The organism is Sphingobium sp. LF-16, from assembly GCF_003711185.1.
GTDB classification, from domain to species: domain Bacteria; phylum Pseudomonadota; class Alphaproteobacteria; order Sphingomonadales; family Sphingomonadaceae; genus Sphingobium; species Sphingobium yanoikuyae_A.
In genome coordinates this window covers 2,726,862-2,749,165 of the sequence record NZ_CP029335.1, presented here as the reverse complement: position 1 = coordinate 2,749,165, position 22,304 = coordinate 2,726,862, and the positions used below count along the sequence as shown (strand labels likewise).

Annotated in this window: 19 protein-coding genes; 12 read left to right on the top strand and 7 right to left on the bottom strand. The window is 64.2% G+C overall.

All coding sequences use genetic code 11. The features are described from left to right. The first annotated feature begins 462 nt into the window (after positions 1-462). From DIZ22_RS12910 to DIZ22_RS12900, 3 genes are read left to right on the top strand one after another with little or no spacing between them, the layout of a single operon-like run. Entirely contained in the window at positions 463-783 is a 321-nt protein-coding gene (locus DIZ22_RS12910) for a hypothetical protein (RefSeq protein ID WP_010338507.1), read from the top strand. Further along, entirely contained in the window at positions 780-3,617 is a 2,838-nt protein-coding gene (locus DIZ22_RS12905) for a response regulator (protein ID WP_122928249.1), read from the top strand. The genes DIZ22_RS12910 and DIZ22_RS12905 overlap by 4 nt, the downstream gene beginning before the upstream one ends. Next, positions 3,614-4,558 carry a diguanylate cyclase gene (locus DIZ22_RS12900; RefSeq protein ID WP_037507622.1) on the top strand — a complete coding sequence of 315 codons (945 nt, stop codon included), beginning with the start codon at positions 3,614-3,616 and terminating at the stop codon, positions 4,556-4,558. Before DIZ22_RS12905 ends, DIZ22_RS12900 begins: the two co-directional genes overlap by 4 nt. Positions 4,559-4,579: 21 nt before the next feature. On the opposite strand, the gene DIZ22_RS12895 is transcribed toward DIZ22_RS12900, so the two are convergent. The 6 genes from DIZ22_RS12895 to DIZ22_RS12870 all read right to left on the bottom strand — a co-directional run bounded on the left by DIZ22_RS12895 (position 4,580) and on the right by DIZ22_RS12870 (position 9,816). Continuing rightward, positions 4,580-5,080 (bottom strand): spore coat U domain-containing protein, encoded by a 501-nt coding sequence (locus tag DIZ22_RS12895; RefSeq protein WP_240626727.1) that lies wholly within the window; start codon positions 5,078-5,080, stop codon positions 4,580-4,582. A 5-nt stretch (positions 5,081-5,085) separates the two neighbouring features. Further along, complete coding sequence (locus DIZ22_RS12890) at positions 5,086-7,269, bottom strand: fimbria/pilus outer membrane usher protein (protein WP_048938499.1); 2,184 nt, start codon at positions 7,267-7,269, stop codon at positions 5,086-5,088. A gap of 112 nt (positions 7,270-7,381) precedes the next feature. Next, positions 7,382-8,125: a fimbria/pilus periplasmic chaperone gene (locus tag DIZ22_RS12885; RefSeq protein WP_048938474.1), complete on the bottom strand. Its 744-nt coding sequence runs from the start codon at positions 8,123-8,125 to the stop codon at positions 7,382-7,384. A 21-nt stretch (positions 8,126-8,146) separates the two neighbouring features. Then, a complete protein-coding gene (locus DIZ22_RS12880; RefSeq protein WP_004208307.1) occupies positions 8,147-8,644 on the bottom strand; it encodes a spore coat U domain-containing protein in 498 nt (165 codons plus the stop codon). Positions 8,645-8,777: 133 nt separating this feature from the next. Continuing rightward, positions 8,778-9,050, bottom strand: a complete 273-nt coding sequence (locus tag DIZ22_RS12875; RefSeq protein ID WP_048938475.1) for a hypothetical protein — start codon at positions 9,048-9,050, stop codon at positions 8,778-8,780. A 154-nt stretch (positions 9,051-9,204) separates the two neighbouring features. Further along, positions 9,205-9,816, bottom strand: coding sequence for a MarR family transcriptional regulator (locus DIZ22_RS12870; RefSeq protein ID WP_122928248.1), 612 nt, complete (start codon positions 9,814-9,816; stop codon positions 9,205-9,207). Positions 9,817-9,957: 141 nt separating this feature from the next. On the opposite strand from DIZ22_RS12870, the gene ectA reads away from it, so the two are divergent. From ectA to DIZ22_RS12830, 8 genes are all read left to right on the top strand, one after another. Further along, on the top strand, positions 9,958-10,449 hold the full coding sequence (ectA, locus tag DIZ22_RS12865) for a diaminobutyrate acetyltransferase (protein ID WP_080993638.1): 492 nt from the start codon (positions 9,958-9,960) through the stop codon (positions 10,447-10,449). A gap of 15 nt (positions 10,450-10,464) precedes the next feature. Beyond that, complete coding sequence (gene ectB, locus DIZ22_RS12860) at positions 10,465-11,775, top strand: diaminobutyrate--2-oxoglutarate transaminase (RefSeq protein ID WP_048938478.1); 1,311 nt, start codon at positions 10,465-10,467, stop codon at positions 11,773-11,775. A 15-nt stretch (positions 11,776-11,790) separates the two neighbouring features. Beyond that, entirely contained in the window at positions 11,791-12,204 is a 414-nt protein-coding gene (locus DIZ22_RS12855; RefSeq protein WP_004208301.1) for an ectoine synthase, read from the top strand. A 176-nt stretch (positions 12,205-12,380) separates the two neighbouring features. After that, the gene (gene thpD, locus DIZ22_RS12850; protein ID WP_048938479.1) at positions 12,381-13,301 is read left to right on the top strand and encodes an ectoine hydroxylase; all 921 of its coding nucleotides are present in this window, start codon (positions 12,381-12,383) and stop codon (positions 13,299-13,301) included. Further along, positions 13,298-14,740 carry an aspartate kinase gene (locus DIZ22_RS12845; RefSeq protein ID WP_048938480.1) on the top strand — a complete coding sequence of 481 codons (1,443 nt, stop codon included), beginning with the start codon at positions 13,298-13,300 and terminating at the stop codon, positions 14,738-14,740. Before thpD ends, DIZ22_RS12845 begins: the two co-directional genes overlap by 4 nt. Before the next feature lie 20 nt (positions 14,741-14,760). Beyond that, positions 14,761-15,996, top strand: a complete 1,236-nt coding sequence (locus DIZ22_RS12840; protein ID WP_097384403.1) for an MFS transporter — start codon at positions 14,761-14,763, stop codon at positions 15,994-15,996. Beyond that, positions 15,993-17,327 (top strand): MFS transporter, encoded by a 1,335-nt coding sequence (locus DIZ22_RS12835; RefSeq protein WP_122928247.1) that lies wholly within the window; start codon positions 15,993-15,995, stop codon positions 17,325-17,327. Before DIZ22_RS12840 ends, DIZ22_RS12835 begins: the two co-directional genes overlap by 4 nt. Then, entirely contained in the window at positions 17,324-18,580 is a 1,257-nt protein-coding gene (locus DIZ22_RS12830) for a mechanosensitive ion channel family protein (RefSeq protein WP_122928246.1), read from the top strand. Before DIZ22_RS12835 ends, DIZ22_RS12830 begins: the two co-directional genes overlap by 4 nt. Before the next feature lie 120 nt (positions 18,581-18,700). Here DIZ22_RS12830 and DIZ22_RS12825 read toward each other — a convergent pair whose 3' ends face one another. Then, the gene (locus DIZ22_RS12825) at positions 18,701-19,429 is read right to left on the bottom strand and encodes a FadR/GntR family transcriptional regulator (RefSeq protein ID WP_017498927.1); all 729 of its coding nucleotides are present in this window, start codon (positions 19,427-19,429) and stop codon (positions 18,701-18,703) included. A gap of 195 nt (positions 19,430-19,624) precedes the next feature. Between DIZ22_RS12825 and DIZ22_RS12820 the strand changes: the two genes are divergently transcribed. Further along, positions 19,625-22,297, top strand: a complete 2,673-nt coding sequence (locus DIZ22_RS12820) for a TonB-dependent receptor (RefSeq protein ID WP_122928245.1) — start codon at positions 19,625-19,627, stop codon at positions 22,295-22,297. The last annotated feature ends 7 nt before the right edge of the window (positions 22,298-22,304 follow it).

Sequence of the window (22,304 nt, the reverse complement as noted above, 5' to 3'; positions counted from 1 at the left end):
GCGATGGAGACATCGCCGGTGCGCTGATGGTCGGACAGGGACGGATGACGGGCAGGCTGGCGCATTGTCCTCGGCGATGCCGGAGAAGCGCCTCCAAGGGCCGGGCGCAGCGTTGCACACGACCATAGACAGGGGCTCGTCCGGCAAAAATATGGGTTCGGCCGGCGCAGATGCCATGTTCGGGCGAGCCGGGCAAGCCGATGCCGGAATTGCAGAAAAGAGCGCGCGGTTGACGTATAACTTGTAAATTATGCCGCCAATCCAAGCCCGTTTTCTGTAATTTCATATGTAAATATTGGCCATGTCGAGAAAGGCAGGCGATCATTTTGCGAACAGAACAGGCAAAGGCCTCTTAACCATTGTAAAATGCTTCCATGGCCTAATAATGCGATGGATGAGGCAGGGTTGCTCAAGGTTTTGAACCCTCCCGCGCGCGCGGGCAGCATGGACGCGTCCTGCACCATGTCCGCCTATTTGCCTGCGGCTTTGCTGTTGCTGGCGGGGCTGGTCGGGCTGGCGGCCGCCTGGATCATGAGCGGCAGCGGTTCGGGCCGCTATCTGGTGATCGCGCCCTGGGGGGCGTCGCGGGCCGAGGCGATCAACCTGGTGCGGGCGGCCGACGGGGGGCTGGTCGGCATGGGGCGCCTGTCCAACATCATCATTGCCGGGTCGAACCGGCCGGATTTCGCGGCGGCGTTGCGCAGGGCGGGGGCCTGGGGCGTGATCGCGACGCCGTCGCGGATCGAATGCGGCGAACCATTGCCGGGGGGGCAGACATCATGATTATCGAGCTGGACAAGCTGCGTTTCCATTTCGGTCGCTTCCTCGTGCCGCTCTTCTGGGCGCATGTGCCGTTGCTGGCGACGGTGGCCCTGCTTACGGGCCATTCGCCGATCGCGGCGGCGCTGGGCGGCACATTGCTGGCGGGGGCCTATCATCTGACCTGGTGGCGCCAGGGGATCGCCCCTGCAACCCGCTATCTGTCCGCCGTCGCACTGATGGGCGAGCCGGCGATCCTGCTGTTCCTGCTGCGCGGCCATGCCTGGCAGATGGACATGCACATGTATTTCTTCGCCATGCTGGCGCTGACCATCGCCTGGTGCGACAAGCGCGCCATCCTGGCGGCGGCGACGGCGACGGCGCTGCATCATCTGCTGCTGCTCTATCTTCTGCCCTATGCGGTGTTTCCGGGGCAGGGCAATCTGGAACGGGTGCTGCTGCATGCCGGCATCGTCGCCTTCCAGACGGCGGTGCTGGTCTGGCTGAGCGACAAGCTGGTCGAGAGTTTCCAGCGCAACCAGAAGATGGGCGAGGAGATATTGGCCAAGAATCAGGCGCTGGAGGCACGGACCCGCGAGGCCGAGGAGGCCAATCGCGCGAAGAGCCTGTTCCTGGCCAATATGAGCCATGAAATCCGCACGCCGATGAATGCCATATTGGGCTTCTGCCATCTGGTCGCCCGGACCGACCTCGACCCCAAGCAGCAGGATTATATCGGCAAGATCAACCAGGCTGGCGTGTCGCTGCTGCGGCTGATCAACGACATCCTCGATTTTTCGAAAAATGAAGCGGGCAAGCTGACGCTGGAGGCGCATCCCTTCACCCTGCGCAGCGCGATCGAGAACCAGATCCAGCTGGTCGCGGCCAATGCCGAGGCGAAGCAGGTCAGGGTCGTCTCGCGGGTCGACGCCGATGTGCCCGAGCGGCTTATCGGCGACGAAATGCGCTTCTGCCAGGTGGTGCTCAACCTGATGAGCAATGCCGTCAAATTTTCCGAGGAAGGCACCGTCACCATCGGCCTGTCGGCGTCCGAGCAGAATGGCCGGTTGCGGCTGCAGCTGACGGTGCGCGACACCGGCATCGGCATGACGCCCGAGCAGCAGAAATCGCTGTTCCATTCCTTCACCCAGGCGGACAGTTCGACCACGCGGCGGTTCGGTGGCACCGGCCTTGGCCTCGCCATCTGTCGCCAGATCGTCGAGCAGATGGGCGGCGACATCGCGGTCGAAAGCGCACCCGGCCAGGGCAGCAGCTTCATCTGCCACATGCTGATGGATGCGGACGACCGGGCGATGGGGCTGGAAATGCCGATGTCGGCGCATGTCCGCCGGCTGCGCGTGCTGGCCGCCGACGACAATCCGGCGTCGCGCCAGATCATCCATGACGTCTTTGCCGGCTGGGGCATGGCGGTGGACCTGGTGGCGTCGGGCGGCGAGGCGATCGCCGCGATCGAACATGCCGACGAACGGGGCGAGCCCTATGACCTCGCCCTGCTCGACTGGAAGATGCCCGGCATGGACGGGATGGAAACAGTCGATGCGCTGCGCGCCAAAGCGCTGCGGCATCCCTGTCCCAAGGCGCTGATCATCACCGCCTATGGCGCCGACGATCTGTTGCAGGGTGTCGATACCGACAAGGTTGCCGCCTTCCTGACCAAGCCGGTCGTGCCCAAGATATTGCTGGATACGATCACCGAGATCTTCGCCGAGGAACATGCGCCCGTCGTTCATGTCGCCGCTTCGGCCACGCCCGCCCTGCCGATGGTGGCCGAGGCGCTGCGCGGGCTGCGCGTGCTGTTGGTCGAGGATAATGAGATCAACCGCGAGATTGCGGCCGAACTGCTGGACGATGCCGGGTTGAAGGTGGATTTCGCGGAAAATGGCCGCATCGCCTGCGACATGGTGCGCGAGAAGGGGGCCGGTTATGCCGCCGTGCTGATGGACGTGCAGATGCCCGAAATGGACGGCATCAGCGCCACCCGCATCATCCGCGAGCAATGGAACGCCGAGGATCTGCCGATCATCGCCATGACGGCCCATGCCTATGAGGAGGAAAAGCAGCGCTGCAAGGCCGCGGGCATGAACGATCATATCGCCAAGCCGGTAGAGCCGCCGGTGCTGGTCCGGGTGCTGGATCGCTGGCTGAAGGCGGGTCGAGTGACCACGCAAGTGGCGCCGACAGTGGCACCGCCGGTTGCCAGTTCGTCGCTGCCCGATCGGCTGCCGCCCTTCGACCTGCCCGCCGCACTGGCGCGGGTCAATGGCAAGACCGGGCTGCTGCGCAAGCTGATCGTCACCTTCGGTGACAGCTATGACCATGTTGGCCGGGATTTGCGGGCGCATTTGGCGGCAGGGTTGCTGCCCGATGCGCGGCGCCTGGCCCATAGCCTGAAGGGCGTGGCCGGATCGCTGGAACTGCCCGGCGTCCAGCAGATCGCGTCGGACATCGAACGGATGTTGGCGGCGGGCGAAACCGGGCCGGCGCTGGCCGCGATCGTTGATCTGGAGGTGGCGATAGCACCAGCGATCGCCGCCGCGCGCAGCCTGACGGCGGGGGCAGAGGCATCGGACGTTGCGATCGTCACCGTCCAGGATGATGACGCGGTCGAACAGGCGCGCACCGAGTTGCGCGGGCTGCTCGCGCGCCGGAGCCTCAGCGCCCGCGCCGGGTTCGAGCGGCTGGCGCAGGCAATGGGACTGACGCCCGATCAGCGCTCCGGCCATCCCGTTCAGCGGGCGCTGGAGCAACTGGATTATGAAACCGCCCTCGCGCTGATCGATGCGCCGGGCGCGGGCACAGCAGGCCGGTCGATCGATCCGGCAGGAGCGACATCATGAGCAAGGCCACCATCCTGATCGTCGATGACGAGATTTCGAACATCGAAATCATGAACGCCGTGCTGGAGGATGATTATGAGATCTGCTTCGCCACGTCGGGCCAGCAGGCGCTGGACATTGCACGCACGGTGCAGCCCGACCTGATCCTGCTGGATGTGCTGATGCCGGGCATCGACGGGTTCGAAGTCTGTCGCCAGATCAAGGCGGACATCATGCTGGTCGATATACCGATCATCTTCACCACCGGGCTTGGCGATACGGAAGATGAGATGCGCGGCCTGTCGCTGGGCGCGATCGACTATGTGACCAAGCCGATCCAGCCGGCGATATTGCGCGCGCGGGTCGGCAACCATGTCGAACTCAAGCGCCTGCGCGATCAGCTCGCGACGCTGGCCGTCACCGATGCGCTAACGGGCCTGAGCAATCGTCGCCACATGGAACGGTCGCTGCAGGCGGAAAGCGCGCGCTTGACCCGGACCGGGGAATGGATGTCGGTCATCATGCTCGACATCGATTTCTTCAAGCAGTTCAACGACACCTATGGCCATCCCGCCGGGGATCGCTGCATCGCGATGGTCGGCGCCGCACTGACCCGCGCGGTCAAGCGCGCGACCGACCTGCCGGCGCGCTATGGCGGCGAGGAGTTCGCCTGCATCCTGCCCGGCGCGGACCCCCAGGGGGCAGAACTGGTTGCGCAGGAAATCCGGCTGCAGATCCAGTCGCTCAACATTCCCCATGCCCAGTCGCAGGTCAGTCCCTTCATCACCGTCAGCATCGGCGTCGCCAGTGCCCGTTGCCATGCCGACCTGCCCGCCGAGCTGTGGATGGCGGAAGCCGATCGCCAGCTTTACGCCAGCAAGCAGCGCGGCCGCGATTGCATCACGACCACCCAGTTCGACGCGCAGACCTGCCATGGCTATTCCCTGGCAGCCAATGAATAGGCGCTGTTCAGAGTCGCCTGATCAGAAGATGACCGTGACCAGCACCGTGTCCGAATAACTGCCGGGCGGGACATTCTGCCCGGCCGGGATACGGCCATAGACGGTCGTGGTTTGATCCAGACTCAATAGCGCAATGAAATTGCTGGTCACCGTCTGCGATCCGCCGGTCCCATCGCCCCAGACCTGGTTGCGCGCATTGCTGGTGTAGAGATTATAGGCGAGCGTCGAGCCGCCACTGGTCAGGACGCGTGGCGCATAGGTGGACGATGTCCCCTTGCTCAGCTGGATCGTGTAGCTGCCGCCCAGCGCGACCACCAGCGAGCAGCGCACGCGCACCGTTCCCGATGAATCATTATCCCCGCTGGCGACCGGGTTGTAATTGCCGAAGCTCAGGCCGCTTGCCGATACGGTGCAGGTGCACAGGGCCAGGGGATCGCACGCCGCCTGCGCGGGGGCCGCCATGAACAGGGCCGCCAGCGCGACCGCAACGGCGTAGAGGGCATGGCCAGTGCGCATCCTCATCCTCCTTATGGCACGCATGTCAGCGGCCCGATCACTGGTAGCATTTCGTCCGGCACGGCGTCGACCCGAACATGGCAGGGGCCGTCCCCCGTATCGACGGACAGCATCATGCCGGGATGAAGGCTGCGGATGAAGACGGCGCCGTCGTTGCCGACAAAGGATTTTTCATCTTCCGCGGTGACGCTGGCGCCGATTTCCGCCGGCGCGCCGTCCGGCATGACGATGCGCAATGTCGCCGGATGCTCCCGGACCGCGACGAAACGCGCGCTGACGGCGCCCCGGTAGCGCGGCACCACCCTGATCTGGTCATTGGGCATTCGGATGTCGATCGGCACGTCCGCCGCCGCGATGCTGAGGCGATTGACTTCATAGGGGCGCAGGTCGGGAATGACGGCCATGCCACGGGCGTCGGTCCGCGCGACCAGTCGGTTTTCCTGATAGATGCGCACATCTGCCTGGCCGGGCACGCGCACCACGGCAAAGCCGCTTTCCACCCGGCGGGTCGGGAACAGCGCGCCATCGGCCAGCAACAGCCCGCCCTGGCCGGTGACACGCCAACCGGTTTGTCCGCCGGCACGGTCCACCTGCGCGGTCATCTCCACCGCATTGCCGCGCCACAGGATCTCGCCCTGTTGCTGCGCATTGCTGCCGGTCGAAATCGCCGCCCGATAGCCCCAGCCTCCGCTTTGCGGCGGAGTGCTGCGCATTTCCGCCCGCACGCCACCCCGATCGGCCTGGAGATAGGCGCTGCTGCGCGGGCCGAAGGGGATGGTCAGATTGAAGCCGATGCTGTTTTCATGGCCGCTTTCCGAAAAGTGGCTGCGGATCGCGTAGGCGCTGACAAAGGCCTTGTCGCGCAGGGACAGGCTGTAATTGCCCGACAGGACGCGGGCGGACTGGCTGTCGGCATAGGTCAGGCTGGTATAGGATGCGCCGATCGTGCCCATCGTGCCCAGGCTCCATCCGGCAGAGCCCTGCACCTGTTCCACGATCCGCTCGCTGGCACGCTCCACGCCGATTTCGCGATAGCGGTTCGACGCCCGCTGGTAACTGAGAGCGACGTTCCAGGTCGGCGCGTTGCGGGCAAAGGCTGCCCGATACAACAGGCCCTCACCGGCCTGGCTCGTCGATCCCGCTGCCGCCAGGCTGATCTCGCCGATCGGAACGATGATCATGTTGACGCCGCCGCCGGCCATGGTGACGTCGGCGCTGGCTTCGGCCCGTCCCTCGATCGTCAGCCGGTCGGTCAGGCCGCGGCGATAGGTGCCGGCCAGGAAGGGATTGTCATAGCCGAAGCTGCGCAGCCCATAGCCGCGCCGTTCGGCTCCTGCCTCCATAGACCAGGACGCCAGGCCCGCGCGCAGCAGGTGGGAACTCACATAGTAGCTGGACGTGACGCGCCGCTCTACACCCAGCGGATCGCGGATGACCAGCGTCACCTGGCCGGCGCCCGTGACCAGCGGCACCTGATTGATGGAGAAGGGCCCCTGGCCGACATCGGTCTGGAAGCGTTGGGTGCCGTTCACCAGCAGCTCCACGTTCGACGGCACGGCGGCGCTGCCGGCAAGGGACGGGGTCGGAAAGGTCAGGAGGCTTGGCTGCAGGGCGAACTCGGTGCCGAAGCGCACGCCGCCAAAGCGGATCTGCCGCGTCCAGTCGCGCGCATCCGTTACGCCATCGCCGATGACGAGGCGCGTCAGGTTGATCGGATCGTCACGCAGATAATAGCTGTCCAGCCGGGTCGCCCGACCATAGACCGTGCCGTTGCCCAGCAGCATGCTGTTCGACACCACGCCCCAGTCATCGGACAGCCCGGCCTCCACGAAGGCGCCCAGGCGCGCCTTGCCGGCATATTCGGCAGAAATGTCATAGTTGAGGAAGGCGGCGAGCATATTGTCGCTGGGCGCGGCGACGGCGCTGGCCGGCGCAACGCTGGTCGCTTCGAAGGCTTCGGGCGACACCGTCAGCAACAGGGCCTGGTTGGGCTCGTCGAAGGCGGCCGCGACGCCGCCGAGCGCGGATAGCGCGACAAAGGCGTCGCCATCGATCAGCACTGCCGTGCCCGTCGGCGGGCGCATCCGCCAGGCGGCCAGATCCTTCACGCGCACCAGGAATGCGCCGGCGCGTCGCGCAAGCAGATAGTCGCCTGGCAACAGCCGGCCGTTGAGCGTGACCGAGGCCAGCATCATTGTGGGCGCCGTCGCATCCGCCGTCGTCGCAACCGCGCCTGTCGTCGGCGCGCTGTCCTGCGCGCTGGCAATGCCGCAACTGGCCACGACGCAGGGCAGGACAAGAAGGGTGCTAGCGCGTCCCACCGGCATGGGATGCCGACTGGAGGACGAGCTCTGCGGTCAGGCTGCGCTGGCCGGTGGCCGCCTCCAGCGTCAGCTTCTCTCCGCCGCCCACCGGTCGTTGCATGTCGAACAGGAAGCTGCGTGTCGCGCCGGGAAGGATGTAGATCGATTCCTGCCTCGTCGCCAATGCGGTGCCGTCGGCCCGCTTCAGGTCAAGGCGATTGAGGTGAACATGCGCGCTGCCTTCATTGCGTGCGGTCAGCGTGAGCTGCCTGTCATTGGTGGCGGTTAGCTGCCACGCCAGGGATGCCTGCGCACCGGGCGCGGTCACGAATATGGGGATGCTGACGCGCAGCAATGTGCGGATCTCGCCAGCGGCGGTCGGGCGATCGGTCGGGATTTCCTCCAGGAAGACGCGATAGCTTTTCTCGGTCGGTGTGGCGGCCGTGCGCAGGCCGAAGCGCGCAATCTGCTGCCCGCCTGCGGCTATTTCGAACAGCGGCGGATTGGCCAGGATGTCGCGTGTTTCCTCGAACAGATCCTGCCCATTATCCTGCCGCCATGCCACGACCCGCACCTGCATGCGGGCCGGCGCATCGCCGCTATTTTCGATCGTCATCGTCTCGACCGGGGTCTTGTCGTCAAGCGCGACCAGGACCGGATAGATTTTCAGCGTCGCGGCCCAGGCGGTGGTTGGCTGTGCCAGGGCGAGCAGGGCCGCTGCCGCGCGTCGTGCGAACATCTTGGGCATGGCCGCCTCGCTCCGGATCGATCAATAGACGACGTTGACGGTGATGGTGTCGCTATAGGAACCGATCGGGACATTCTGGCCGGCCGTGATCCGGCCATAGACGGTCAGGGCATTGGTGCCGACCGGCGCCGTCGCGGCGGCGGTGTCGGTCGCAGGCGTGTTGCCCCAGTTCGTCGTATGCGCCGAATCCTGATACAGCGCATAGCTCAGCAGATTGCTTCCGCTCGACATCTTGCGCGTGGTCACGGTCGCCCCCGATGCCGTGCCCGCGGTCAGGCCGACCGTGTAGGTGGTGCCGACCGTGCAGAGAACCGACAGGGTGGAGGTGGCGTCGGTTGGCCCGGTCGCGGTCGGGTCATAATTGCCGAACGCCAGCGCCGTGGCCGACACGACGCAGGCCTTGATCACGGTTGCGGTAACCGGGAAGGTCGTGGTGGTGGTGGCTGCCTGGGCCGTGCCTGCAAGACCCGTGAGCAGGGCCGCGGCTGCGAGGGATGCGGCCAGTTTGAAACGAAACATGTGTCCTCCAACACCTCAAGCTTTGATGGAGGGAGTATCGTCAATGTCGGTTAATAACGCGCTTTTGGGCAAAAGGCGGCTTTACCAATATTTTGCGTAAATCGCCTTCGTCGCAAGATAACGGATCGGTCCGTCAGAATTCATAGGACAGGATGTCGTCCTGCCGGCTGTGATCCATATTGCCGCTGCGAAGGGAGACGACTGTTCCGTTGTCGCTGGACGATTTCACCATGCGATAATGATATTGTCCGCAATTTCCAGCAGCCTGGTCGCTGGAAATGCGGCAGGGCTGCACGACCACCGCGCCGACCAGCAGCGAGCCATGCGCGGCCTGCTGCGCAGGCGCAGCAGTGCCGATGGCCATCGATCCCGCAATCAGGAAGGTGCGGCCGGAATGGCGCAACATGCAAATAACCCCGTTCATCGCGCCCTCCTAACGGATCGAAGCGGCAACTGACAGCGATTCCTGACCGGCGGCCGAAGGGCAGACGATGCGTGGAATAGGGAATCTATGCATAGACCATGAGGGGGAGACGCTGACGGCGGAGCGCAGTGGGGCGTCAAAGCGGCTCGGACCGGTCGATCCGGCCGCTGTCGAGCAGCGGTGCGGCGTCGATCGAATCTGCGTCCATCAGCATCGCCAGCCTTTCTGTTGCGGCGAGGATCATGGCCTGTTCCCAGCTTGGCAGGGCGTCGAAGCGATCGGTGAAGCGCTTCTGCAGTGGGTCGGGGGCGTCGGCCAGGGCATCACGACCGGCGGGTAGCAGGGTCAGGTGGATCTGGCGCTTGTCGCGTTCGCCGCGCTGGCGCTGGACGAAGCCGAGCGCGACCAGCCGGTCGACGATCGCGGTGATCGTCGCCTGGCTGAATTGCAACGCCTGCGCCACGGCGGAGGGGGTGACGGACAGGCGCGTGTCGATTTCCCGCAGCACCAGCAATTGTGAGGGGGTGAGCCCGGTCGTCGTCGCCAGCTGACGGCTGCCGATTTCGGTCGCGCGAAGGACGCGGCGCAGCGCGCGCAGGGTCAGGGAGGCGATTTCGGAATCCATGGGAAGGCGCATAGCGCGAAGTCCCGCAAAGCGCCAACGGGCCCAAAAGTTCCTCACCATATACTTCATCATGTGAAATATAATTTCGGCTTTGGGGTTGAAGATGGCGCTGATGATCGGCATATAACCGCCCGTCTCGCCGGAGAATCTGCTTCTCCGAGTAAAATATAATTCGGGAGATGAACAATCTTCGATTCCCAAGCTACAGCGGCTGCTTCGCCGCCACGGGCTTCTGCGCGCTCTCGATCGGGCGAGGGGCAGGACATCGTCTTACGCAAGCCCGTCGCCACGGACGGGCCAGCCATCAGCGGATTGATCGCGGCCTGTCCGCCGCTTGATCCCAATTCGGCCTATTGCAACCTGCTGCAATGCACGGACTTTGCCGACAACTGCATCGTCGCCGAGCGCGGCGGTGCGGTGGTCGGCTGGGTATCGGGCTATCGCCCGCCGGCAGCGCCCGACAATCTTTTCGTGTGGCAGGTCGCGGTGTCGTCCGCCGCGCGTGGCCAGCGCCTTGCCGGGCGCATGATCGAGGCGCTGCTGGCCCGGCCCGCGCAGGCCGGCGTCACCCATCTGACGACGACCATCACCGACGATAATCGCGCCTCCTGGGCCCTGTTCCAGGGGCTGGCGCGGCGGTGGGGCGTTCGGATCGAAAAGACCGCCCGCTTTGAAGAACAGGCCCATTTTGCCGGCGCCCACGCCACCGAATGGCAGGCGCGCATCGGCCCGCTGCCGACCCTGGCACAGAGTTGAGAGAGATTGAAAAGCATGACCGTCACGACCCAGCCCAAACCCACCAGTGCCATGCCCGACACGGCCATTTATGAGCGGCGCGAGTCCGCCGTGCGCAGCTATGCCCGCGCCATGCCGCGCCAGTTCAACCGCGCGGAAGGCGTGTGGATGCACGACAATCAGGGCGGCCGCTATCTCGACTTCCTGTCGGGCTGCTCCACGCTCAATTATGGCCACAACCACCCGGTCCTGAAGGCCGCGCTGGTCGACTATATTGCCGGCGACGGCATCACCCATGGCCTCGACCTGCACACCGATGCCAAGGCCGACTTCCTTGCCACGCTGGAGGATGTGATCCTGCGTCCCCGCGGGCTTGATTATCGCGCCATGTTCACCGGGCCGACCGGCACCAATGCGGTCGAAGCCGCGATCAAGCTGGCGCGCAAGATAACGGGTCGCGAACTGGTGATCGCCTTCACCAACGGTTTCCACGGCATGACGCTGGGCGCGCTCGCCTGCACCGGCAATGCCGCCAAGCGCGGCGGCGCGGGCGTGCCGCTCAGCCATGTCGCCCATGAACCCTATGACGGCTATCATGGTCCCGATGTCGATACCGCCGACCTGCTGGAACGGCGCCTGTCCGATCCGTCGAGCGGCCTTGATGCGCCGGCCGCCATCCTGGTGGAGACGGTGCAGGGGGAAGGTGGCCTCAATGCCGCCTCGCCGCAATGGCTGCGCCGGATCGCCGAGATCGCCAGGCGCCATGGCGCGCTGATGATCGTCGACGACATCCAGGCCGGCTGTGGCCGCACCGGCAATTTCTTCAGCTTCGAAGGCATGGGCTTCACCCCCGACATCGTCACCATGGCGAAGTCGCTGTCGGGTATGGGCCTGCCCTTCGCGCTCACCCTGTTCCGTCCGGAACTGGATCAATGGGCGCCGGGCGAACATAATGGCACCTTCCGGGGCAATAACCATGCCTTCGTCACCGCCACCGCCGCGCTGCGCCATTTCTGGGGCGATGCGCAGTTCGAACAGGATATCGCCCGTCGCGGCGCGCTGCTGGAACGGCGGCTGGACGCGATGGCGGCCGAACATGGCCTGTCGACGCGCGGCCGCGGCATGATGCGCGGCATCGACGTCGGATCGGGCGAAGTCGCTCAGACCATCACCGCCGCCTGCTTTGCGCAGGGGCTCATCATCGAAACCAGCGGCGCGCATGACGAGATCGTCAAGATACTGGCGCCCCTCGTGATCGAGGACGCCGTGCTGTCGGCCGGCCTCGACATTCTCGAGGAGAGCATCCGGTCCGCGCTGACCGTCACCTATGGCGTCGCCGCAGAATAAGAGGAGATTTCAGACATGATCGTTCGCAAGCTTCAGGACATCCGCAAGTCCGACCGCAATGTGAAGTCCAAGGGCTGGGAAAGTGCCCGCCTTCTGCTGAAGGACGACAATATGGGCTTTTCCTTCCACGTCACTACCATGTACGCGGGCGAGGAATTGCACATGCACTACCAGAACCATCTGGAGGCGGTGCTGGTGCTCAAGGGCACGGGCACGATCGAGGATCTGGGCACGGGCATCACCCATCAGCTGGCGCCCGGCGTTATGTATGCGCTCAATGCCCATGACCAGCATATCGTGCGGCCGGAAACCGACATATTGTGCGCCTGCACCTTCAATCCGCCGGTCACCGGCAAGGAAGTGCATGACGAGAATGGCGCCTATCCCGCCGATATCAGCGCCGCGCGCGAGCCTGCGCTGGCCGACTGATGCGTGACGCTCCAGCATTTTCAAAGCAGATGGCCACATCTGCTGACTCGGAAAATGCGGACAACAACGAAAATTGGAGCTTGATCCGATTCAGTATGAACGGATCAAGCTCTGGCTTGGGGGCTGCCCGAGCCAGCCACGCCCTTATTATCTTAGATTGAAAAAGGGGGAGTCCCATGAAAGACCTCTACCCGTCCCGCCATGCCGACATGGCGGAATTCCTGCCGCGCCACGATCCGGTCGTCCATGCCGACTGGAGCGCAGGCGCGCCGATCAGCCGCGACCAGGCCGATGCCTTCGACCGCGACGGCTATCTCGTGCTGGAAGACATTTTCTCCGACGCGGAAGTCGCCTTCCTCCAGCACGAGGCCCGCAAGCTGCTGGCCGATCCCGATGCGCTGGAAGCCGAAACGGTGATCACCGAACCGGGCGGCAAGGAAGTTCGTTCCATCTTCCGCATCCATGCCCAGAGCCGGGTGATCGAGCGGCTGGCGGCGGACAGTCGCCTGGCCGGCGTGGCCCGCTTCCTGCTGGGTGACGATGTCTATATCCACCAGTCACGGCTCAACTATAAACCCGGTTTCCAGGGCAAGGAATTCTACTGGCACAGCGATTTCGAGACCTGGCATGTGGAGGATGGCATGCCGCGCATGCGCGCGCTGTCCATGTCGGTGCTGCTGGCGGAAAACACGCCGCATAACGGCCCGCTGATGCTGATCCCCGGATCGCATCGCCAATATCTGACCTGCGTCGGCGAGACGCCCGAGGACCATTATCGCCAGTCGCTCAAGCGCCAGGAATATGGCGTTCCCGACGAGGATAGCCTGGCCGAACTGGCGCATCATCATGGCATCGTCGCGCCGACCGGCAAGCCCGGATCGGTGGTGATCTTCGACTGCAACATCATGCACGGGTCGAACGGCAACATCACGCCCTTCCCGCGCGCCAATGCCTTCCTGGTCTATAATGCGGTGTCCAACCGGCTGGAGGCGCCCTTTGGTGTCGACCGGCCGCGCCCCGCCTTCATCGCTGCGCGCGGCGAACCGGAACTGATCGCTCCGGTCACCGGCCCCCTGATGCAGGAGGCGCTGGCATGAGCAGCCTGCATAGCGTCGAGAAGATCGGCGGCACATCCATGGCCGCGACCGCGACATTGTTCGACAATGTGCTGATCGCCGGCCGCAAGGGCGCGGATCTCTATCATCGCATCTTCGTCGTGTCGGCCTATGCCGGCATGACCGACCTGCTGCTGGAGCACAAGAAAAGCGGCGAACCGGGTGTCTATGCCCGCTTCGTGGCGGACGAGGATGCGGATGGCTGGCGCCAGGCGATGGAGACGGTGCGCCGCGCCATGCGGGAGCGCAATGCGACGATGTTCGTCCGCGCCGACCGGCTGGCGGAGGCCAATGCCTTTGTCGACATGCGGATCGATGCGGTCGCCGCCTGTCTCGACGATCTGGCGCGGCTGCGCAGCCATGGTCGCTTCTGCGTCAAGGAACAACTGGTAACGGTGCGCGAACTGCTGGCGGGTCTCGGCGAAGCGCATAGCGCGCATTCGACCGCGCTGCTGCTCCGCGACCGGGGCGTCAATGCGCAGTTTGTCGACCTGACCCTGTGGGACCAGCAGGACATGCGCGAACTGGACGACCGGATCGGCCAGGCGTTCGCGCCGATCGACCTTTCCACCACCCTGCCGATCGTCACCGGCTATGCCGGATGCAGCGAGGGCATGGTGCGCCTCTATGCCCGTGGCTATTCGGAAATGACCTTTTCACGCATCGCCGTGCTGACCAAGGCGCGCGAGGCGATCATCCACAAGGAGTTTCACCTGTCGAGCGCCGACCCGCGCCTGGTGGGGACGGACAAGGCGCGCAAGATCGGCCGCACCAATTATGATGTGGCGGACCAGCTTGCCAATCTGGGGATGGAGGCGATCCATCCCGGCGCCGGCCGGGGGCTGCGCCAGACCGACATTCCACTGCGGGTGCGCAACACATTCGACCGGGAAGATGGCGGGACGCTGATCTGCGGCGCCTATGTGTCCGACACGCCGCGCGTCGAGATCGTCACCGGCGTGCGCCATGCGCAGGCGCTTCAGTTCTTCGAGCAGGATATGGTCGGCGTGAAAGGCTATGACGCGGCGATATTGGACGCGCTGGCCCGCCATGGCGCCTGGATCGTCAGCAAGGCGTCGAACGCTAACACCATCACCCATTATCTGTCCGCGGATGCGGCGACGGTCAAGCGGGTGATCGCGGATTTGCAGGCGCGCTATCCCGACGCTGCCATATCGGCCCAGCCGGTGGCGATCGTGTCGGTCATCGGCAGCGACATATCCCGGCCGGGGCTGGTGCCCGATGCCCTGCAGGCGCTGGCCGATGCCCATGTGCCGATCGTCGCGATGCAGCACCAGATCCGCAATGTCGACGTCCAGTTCATCGTCGATGTCGATCATTATGAGACCGCCGTGGGCGCGCTGCACCGCGCCCTGGTGGAGGACGGGGCGGAACCGGCGGAGGATCGGCGCGCGGCCTGATCCGCACCCGATTGTCCCCCATGTTCGCCGCGATCCACCCCGTCCGCAGTCTGCTGCTCGCCATCTTCATGCTGATGGCGGGCAGCGGCTTCCTGTCCACGCTGATCGGCCTGCGGCTGGAGCGGGCAGGGGCAGGCACGATGGCGATCGGTGCGGTCGCCACCGCCTATTTCGGCGGACTTGTGGTGGGCGCGTTGCGCGCCGGGGCGATCGTGCGACAGGTGGGGCATATCCGCGCCTTCGCCGCCTTCGTCTCGCTGCTGTCGGCCAGCACATTGGCCTATGCACTGGTCCAATATCCGCTCTTCTGGGCCTGCCTGCGCCTGATCGACGGCATCTGCGTGGCGGGCGTGTTCATCTGTCTGGAAAGCTGGCTCAACGACCGGGCGGAGGCGGAAACGCGCGGCAGCGTGCTCGCCGCCTATATGGTCGCGCTTTATTCAGGGCAGGCGGTCGGGCAATTGCTGCTGGGCGCCAGCGGTGCGTTGCCGGCGGTGCCATTCCAGATCGCCTCCATTCTCATTTCCCTGGCCATCATCCCGCTCTGCCTGACGCGCAGCAGCGCGCCCGCGCCGGTCGATGCCCAAGCCTTCACCATCCGCGCCCTTTATGCCGCCTCGCCGCTCGGCACGGTCGGCTCGGTTGCGACCGGGCTGATGCTGGGCGCCTTCTATGGCATGGCGGCGGTGCATGTGCGCCGGCTGGGGCTGGATCTTGGCGCGACCGCCAGTTTCATGATGATCGTCATCCTGGGTGGCGTCGCGCTGCAATGGCCGCTGGGGCGCCTGTCGGACCGGCTCGACCGGCGCCGGGTGATCGTCGGCTGCTTTGCCGCGACGCTGGCTGTCTGCACGGCGCTGGCGATGCTGGTGTCGGGCGGCCCGCTGCTGCTGGCGCTTGGCGCCCTGTTCGGCGGCCTCAGTTTCGCCCTCTATCCGCTCTGCGTCGCCCACTGCAACGACCGGCTGCTGGCGACCGAGCGGGTCGCGGCGAGCGGGCGGCTGGTGCTGCTCTATTCGGTCGGCGCGGCGATCGGTCCGCTCGGCGCTGCGCTGCTGATGAGCCTGGCGCCGACGAGCGGCCTCTTTCTGTTCATTGCCCTGTGTGCCGGCGCGACGCTGGCCTTCGGCCTCTGGCGCCAGACGGCGACCCCGCCCGTGCCGGTGCCCGACCAGCAGGACTTCCAGATCGTGCCGCGCACCACGCCGGTGGCCTCGCTGCTCGATCCCAATACCGTAGACGGACAGACTGAATGACCGCTTCCGCCGTTCCTGCCAGCCCTGCTGTCCCGGTGCAGGCCGACAAGGCCACCCTGCGCCGGGCCATCGCCGCGTCGGCGCTGGGCAATGCCACCGAATGGTTCGACTATGGCATCTATGCCTATGGCGTGACCTATATTTCCGCCGCGCTCTTTCCCGGCGAGGTGGACGATGCCATTCTGTTCGCGCTGGCGACCTTTGCCATTTCCTTCCTCGTCCGGCCATTGGGTGGCCTGTTCTGGGGACCGCTGGGTGACCGTCTAGGGCGCAAGTCGGTGCTCGCGCTGACCATATTGCTGATGTCGGGCGCGACACTGGCCGTCGGCCTCATCCCCTCCTATGCGCAGATTGGCTGGGCGGCGCCTGCGCTGCTCATCATCCTGCGCATGGTGCAGGGATTTTCCACTGGCGGCGAATATGGCGGCGCCGCGACCTTCATGGCTGAATATGCGCCCGACGCCCGACGCGGCTTCTATGGCAGTTTCCTGGAGTTCGGCACGCTTGCCGGATTCTCCTTCGGTGCGGCGCTGATGCTCGGCTTTTCGCTGCTGCTGGGGGACGCAGTCATGCACGCCTGGGGATGGCGCATTCCCTTCCTGGTGGCCGCGCCCATGGGCCTCATCGGCATGTATCTGCGGTCGCGGATGGAGGACACGCCGGTCTTCCGCGAGCAGGCGGCCGAAGGCAGCGGATCGCCGTCCCTTTCCCGGCTGCTGCGCGACCATAAGCGGCCGATGCTGGTCGTGGGCGGGCTGGTCGTGGCGCTCAACGTCGTCAACTATACGCTGCTCAGCTACATGCCGACCTATTTGCAGCGCCGCATCGGCCTGTCCCCGGACGAGGCGCTGGTGGTGCCGATCATCGGCATGCTCTTCATGATGGTCTTCCTGCCGATCGCCGGCCATATGTCCGATCGGATCGGGCGGCGGCCGATGTGGCGGCTGTCGCTCATTGGCCTGCTGGTCGCGGTGGTGCCGCTCTACATGCTGATGGCGACGGGCCTGGCCGGCGCGATCATCGGCTTCGTCCTGCTCGGCCTGCTCTATGTGCCGCAACTGGCGACGATTTCGGCGACCTTCCCGGCGCTGTTCCCCACCATCGCACGCTTCGCCGGCTTCGCGATCGCCTATAATCTGTCGACCTCGCTGTTCGGCGGCACGGCGCCGGCGATCGGCAGCGCGCTGATCGGCGCGACCGGCAATGAACTCATGCCGGCCTTCTACATGATGGCGGCCTGCATCATCGGCCTGATTGCGCTCCGCTTCATGCCGGAAACGGCAGGCCAGTCGCTCCATGACGATCCGTTTACACGGGAGCGTGCAGCATGATCAGCCAGCTCTATATCGCGTCGGACAGCCTCCAGATCCTGACCCGCGGCTATGTTGAGAATGTCTGGTTGCAGGCCATGACGGGATTGCTGCTGCTTGGCGCATTCGCCTGGGCGGCCAACTGGGTGGCCAAGCGTATCGTCCTGACCCTGTTGCTGCGACTGATCGATCATCTGCCGTTCCGGGTCGAGGCCGCGCATATTGGTGCCGTCGTCGCGCGCCTGTCCAACATCGTGCCGGCGCTCATCATCCAGTCGGGCGTCGCCGCCGTCCCGCATCTGCCGGTCAGGCTCGCCGGCTTCATCGCCAGCCTGTGCGCCGCCTTCATCATCCTGACGCTGGCCATCGCCTTGAGCGGCCTGCTGACGCTCGGCAACGACCTGTATCAGCGCCGCCCCGATGCCGCGAACCGGCCGATCAAGGGCTATGTGCAGGTGGCCAAGCTGCTGGTCTATGGCGCGGCGAGCATCCTGATGATCGCGGCGCTAATGGACCAGTCGCCCTTGCTGCTATTGTCGGGGCTGGGGGCGATGGCGGCCGTGCTGATGCTGGTGTTCAAGGACACGATCCTGTCGCTGGTCGCATCCGTCCAGATCGGCTCCAACGACATGATCCGGGTCGGCGACTGGATCGAGATGCCGCAGCTCGACGCCAATGGCGATGTTATCGATATCGCGCTGCATACGGTGAAGGTCCAGAATTTCGATCGCACCATCACCACCATCCCGACGCACAGGCTGATCAGCGAGAGTTTTCGCAACTGGCGCGGGATGCAGGAATCGGGCGGCCGCCGGATCATGCGGGCGCTGGTGATCGACCAGAACAGTGTCGGCTTTCTCGATGAGGCAGGGTTTGATGCCGTCGCACGCTTCGGCCTGCTCCGAACCTATCTGCATGACAAGCAGCATGACCTGTCACGCTGGAATGGGGACCATGCGGCGGACAACAGGCTGGATGGCCGGCGCTTGACCAATATCGGCACCTTTCGCGCCTATGTGCTGGCCTATCTGCGCGCGCATCCCAATATCCGGCCCGACCAGACCCTGTTGGTGCGCCAACTGGCGCCCAGCGAACATGGACTGCCGCTGGAAATCTACGCCTTCGCCAACAGCATCGTCTGGGCCGAATATGAAGGCATACAGGCCGATATTTTCGACCATCTGATCGCGATCCTGCCCGAATTCGGGCTGCGCCTGTTCCAGCGGCCCGCGGGAAGCGATCTGGGGCAGCTCATGTCGGGCACCCGGATATAGAAGGGGCTGGGCGCGCTCGAAGCGCAAGCGCTGTGTCAGGTGGGGTGAACGGCGCGGGTTTTTCCGTTCGGTCTGCTGCCGGATACTGCAATATCTGGTATGAGAAATAGTTTTTCTCGTTCACAGCATGCCGGCATCGCTCGATGCATTGCCGATCAGCAGCAGCATTTTCGAACGTGCATCCTCACCGTCTCCTCGCATGATCGCGTCGAAAACGGCGTCATGGTCGGGCATCGGATCGCGCGACTCCTGGCGCTCATCGCGCGCAAAGCGCGTGGTCCAGGCAACTACCGCCGTGACCGATGTCGCGAGCGTGATGAGGGACTCATTGCGGGTTGCGAGCAGGATCTGGCGGTGAAAATTCTGGTCGGCTGCGCGTCCCTCCATCGTCTGGAGTCCGCAGCGCCGCATTTCCTCGAGCGCATGACCCATGCGTGAAATGTCCTGCGTATCACGGCGCAGCGCTGCAAACTGAGCTGCGGCCGGCTCCACCACGATACGCAATTCGAAGATGTCGCGGAGAAACTCGGGCGTGGGTCCGGCTTCGAACATCCATGCAAGAACGTCCAGGTCCAGCATGTTCCAGCGAAGCCGGTCGTTGATGCGCGTGCCGCTCTTCGTCCGGCTATGGACCAGCCCCTTGGCTGACAAGACGCGGACCGCCTCACGATAGGCGGTCCGCGAGATGCCCTGTTCGGCGCTATAACGCTCCTCGCCTGGCAATATGTCTCCCGGCTGATAGCGGCCGCCCACGATGGCGATGCCCAGGTCATGCGCGATCCTGTCGTGCACGGCGCGCTGGGGCTGGCTGGCGGGGCGGGACAGTGGGTGCTCATCTGCTTGCGTCATAGGTTCTCGTCCGATTTGCGGCTGCGATCGTCAAGCCTGATCCGACATTTGCCAGAACTGGTATGAGGAAAAATAGAAAATTTTCGACATATCCCTATTACTCCGTCAAAATATCGCTTGAAACCGCCTTTAATTCGCATAACCTAGTATGAGAAATAAAAATGACTCGGAGGGATTGCTGTGATGAAAGGTGCTATGAAGCTGTCCATCTCATTGGTCGCGTTGCTGGCGGCGCAAGAGGCCGTGGCACAGGGTGATGCGGAGGCGAGCGGGACGGGCGTGAGCGATGTCGACATCATCGTCACCGGCATGCGAGCCAGCCTTTCGTCGGCACAAAACATCAAGCGCAATGCGCAGCAGTTGGTGGATTCTGTCGTTGCCGAGGATATCGGCAAGCTACCCGACAACAATGTGGTCGAGGCGCTTCAGCGCGTGCCCGGCATCCAGGTTTCGCCCCGCGCGCGCGGCGAATCCGCGACCGTGCTGATCCGTGGCCTTCCCGACGTCGTGACATTGGTCAACGGCCGCAACATCTTCAGTACCACCGGCCGTTCCCTGTCGCTGGCCGATGTGCCGGCAGACCTGGTTGCCGGCGTCGACGTCTACAAATCGCGTTCCGCCGATCAACTGGAAGGCGGCATTGCCGGGCTCATCAACGTGCGCACCCGCCGGCCCTTCGACTTCAAGGGGCTGGAAGTCGCGCTGGCCGGACGCGAAGTCTATAGCGAGCAGCCCGATACGATCGATCCCTATGCCAGCGCGCTCATCAGCAATCGCTGGTCGACCGGCATCGGCGAGATTGGCGCATTGGTGAGCGTCTCCTACCACAAGACCCGCTATCGCGACTTCACGGTCTATAGCGGCGGATATTTCGGCTATAATCTCGACAATAGCCGCGCGCCCTACACCCCGGGCGTCCCGCTCGACCCGCGCGGTAACGGCGCAAATGACCCTGCCGTGTTTCGGACCGACGTTATCGGTGCCTTCGATCGGATCGGCACCCGGACCCGCCCGGCCGTCAATGCCACGCTGCAATGGGCGCCGGATGATCGCCTGACCATTCATGCCGACGGCCTTTTCTACGGCTATCGCGAACGCGGCAACGGCAATCAGAATTTCACGTCGATGAATGGCACATTGCGCTCGCCGCTCGCATTCGTGGGCGATACCAAGCTGGTAGAATCGCTCAGCATCAGCGGCGGGCGTGTCGCCAATTTCGGCACGGCCTACCGAAACAAGGCGGATCGCTGGCAAGGGGCGATCGGTGCGGATTGGGAGGCCAACGACTGGAAGGCCGCGACGGAACTGTCCTACACAAGGTCTAAGACCACCGATGTCGGCAATAATCTGGACGTCGACTTCATCGCGTCCCGCACCGATGCCGTCTTCAATGATGGATCGGGCACCCCCTATTTCTCCCTGCCCAATGACGACATTGCCGATCCGGACCGCTATTATCTGTCTCGCCTGTCCACCACGCGCACGATCGGCGACGGCAGGGAATGGGCCTGGCGGGGCGATCTCTCCTACCGCGCGCCTTTCCTGATCTTTTCCGGGCTGGATACGGGCCTTCGGATCAGCCAGCGCGATGCGCAGTCGGACAGTTTCACCCAGACCGTGAATTGCGGTCCGGCGGTTTCGGTCAAATGCTATGCTGTCAAGGCGGCCAGCCTGCCGGGGCTGATGACGGTGACACCTGGCGGATTCGATACGGGAACCGGCAAGTTCGTGGAGCAATGGGCAACGCCGGGCACCGACTATCTGCTGAACAATATCGGATCGCTGCGGCAATTATTCGGTCTCGCGCCCGGCGATCCGGCTTTCCAGGATACCCAGCATTTCGACATCAAGGAGAAAAACCAGGCCGGCTATGGCCAGGCCAATATCGAGGTCGGACAACTGGACGGGCAGGTCGGCGTGCGCGTGATCCGCACCGACATCACATCCAATGCCTTCCTGGTTCTGCGCGGCGCCACCTCACCCGTCACGATCCGGAACAAGAGCACGGATGTGTTGCCCAGCCTGGCGCTGCGCTACAAGCTAAAGGACAATCTCTTCCTGCGCTTCGCTGCCAGCAAGACGATCACGCGCCCGAGCTTCACACAGCTCAATCCGGCGCTCACTTTGACGCCACCGGTACCCGGTCAGCAACCGTTCGGCCGGGGAACGAGCGGCAACGCCGATCTGAAACCGATCCGCTCCGACAATTACGACCTGTCGCTCGAATGGTATATCGACCGTTCCAGCTCGATCACCGCCACGATCTTCCGTCGCGACGTCAAGGGCTTCATCCAGTCGGTTACCAGCAATTTCGACATCGATTATCTGGGCGCCGACAATGGCGTCTATCAGATCACCCGCCCGGAAAATTCCGGTTCGGGACGCCTGCAGGGAATTGAGGGCGGCTTCACCTTCTTCCCCAAGGGACTGCCCCAGTGGCTGGACGGCATCGGCATCAGCGCCAACGGCACCTATATCGATGGCAACAACAAGGCGCTCTCGCCGCTGCCCGGCGTCACCGGCTATATGGACATCCCCTTCCAGAATGTGTCCAAATATTCCGGCACCGCCACCTTCATCTATGAAAAGGGCGGCTTTTCCGGGCGGGCCTCCTATGTCTGGCGCGACAAATATAATGCCGGCCTGCATTTTACCGGGGTCAATCCCAGTTTCATCACGAACGGCGCGATCAGCAATCTGGACCTGTCTTTGTCCTACGAGATCAATCCCCAGTTTACGGTCGTGTTCGACGCGACCAACATTCTGAAAAATCTCTATCAAACCTCGTTCAACGACCCCAATCTCTATCCGCGCGATACCGTTCTCTACACGCGCACCTTCGCCCTTGGTTTCCGGGCAAAGCTTTGAACAAGCC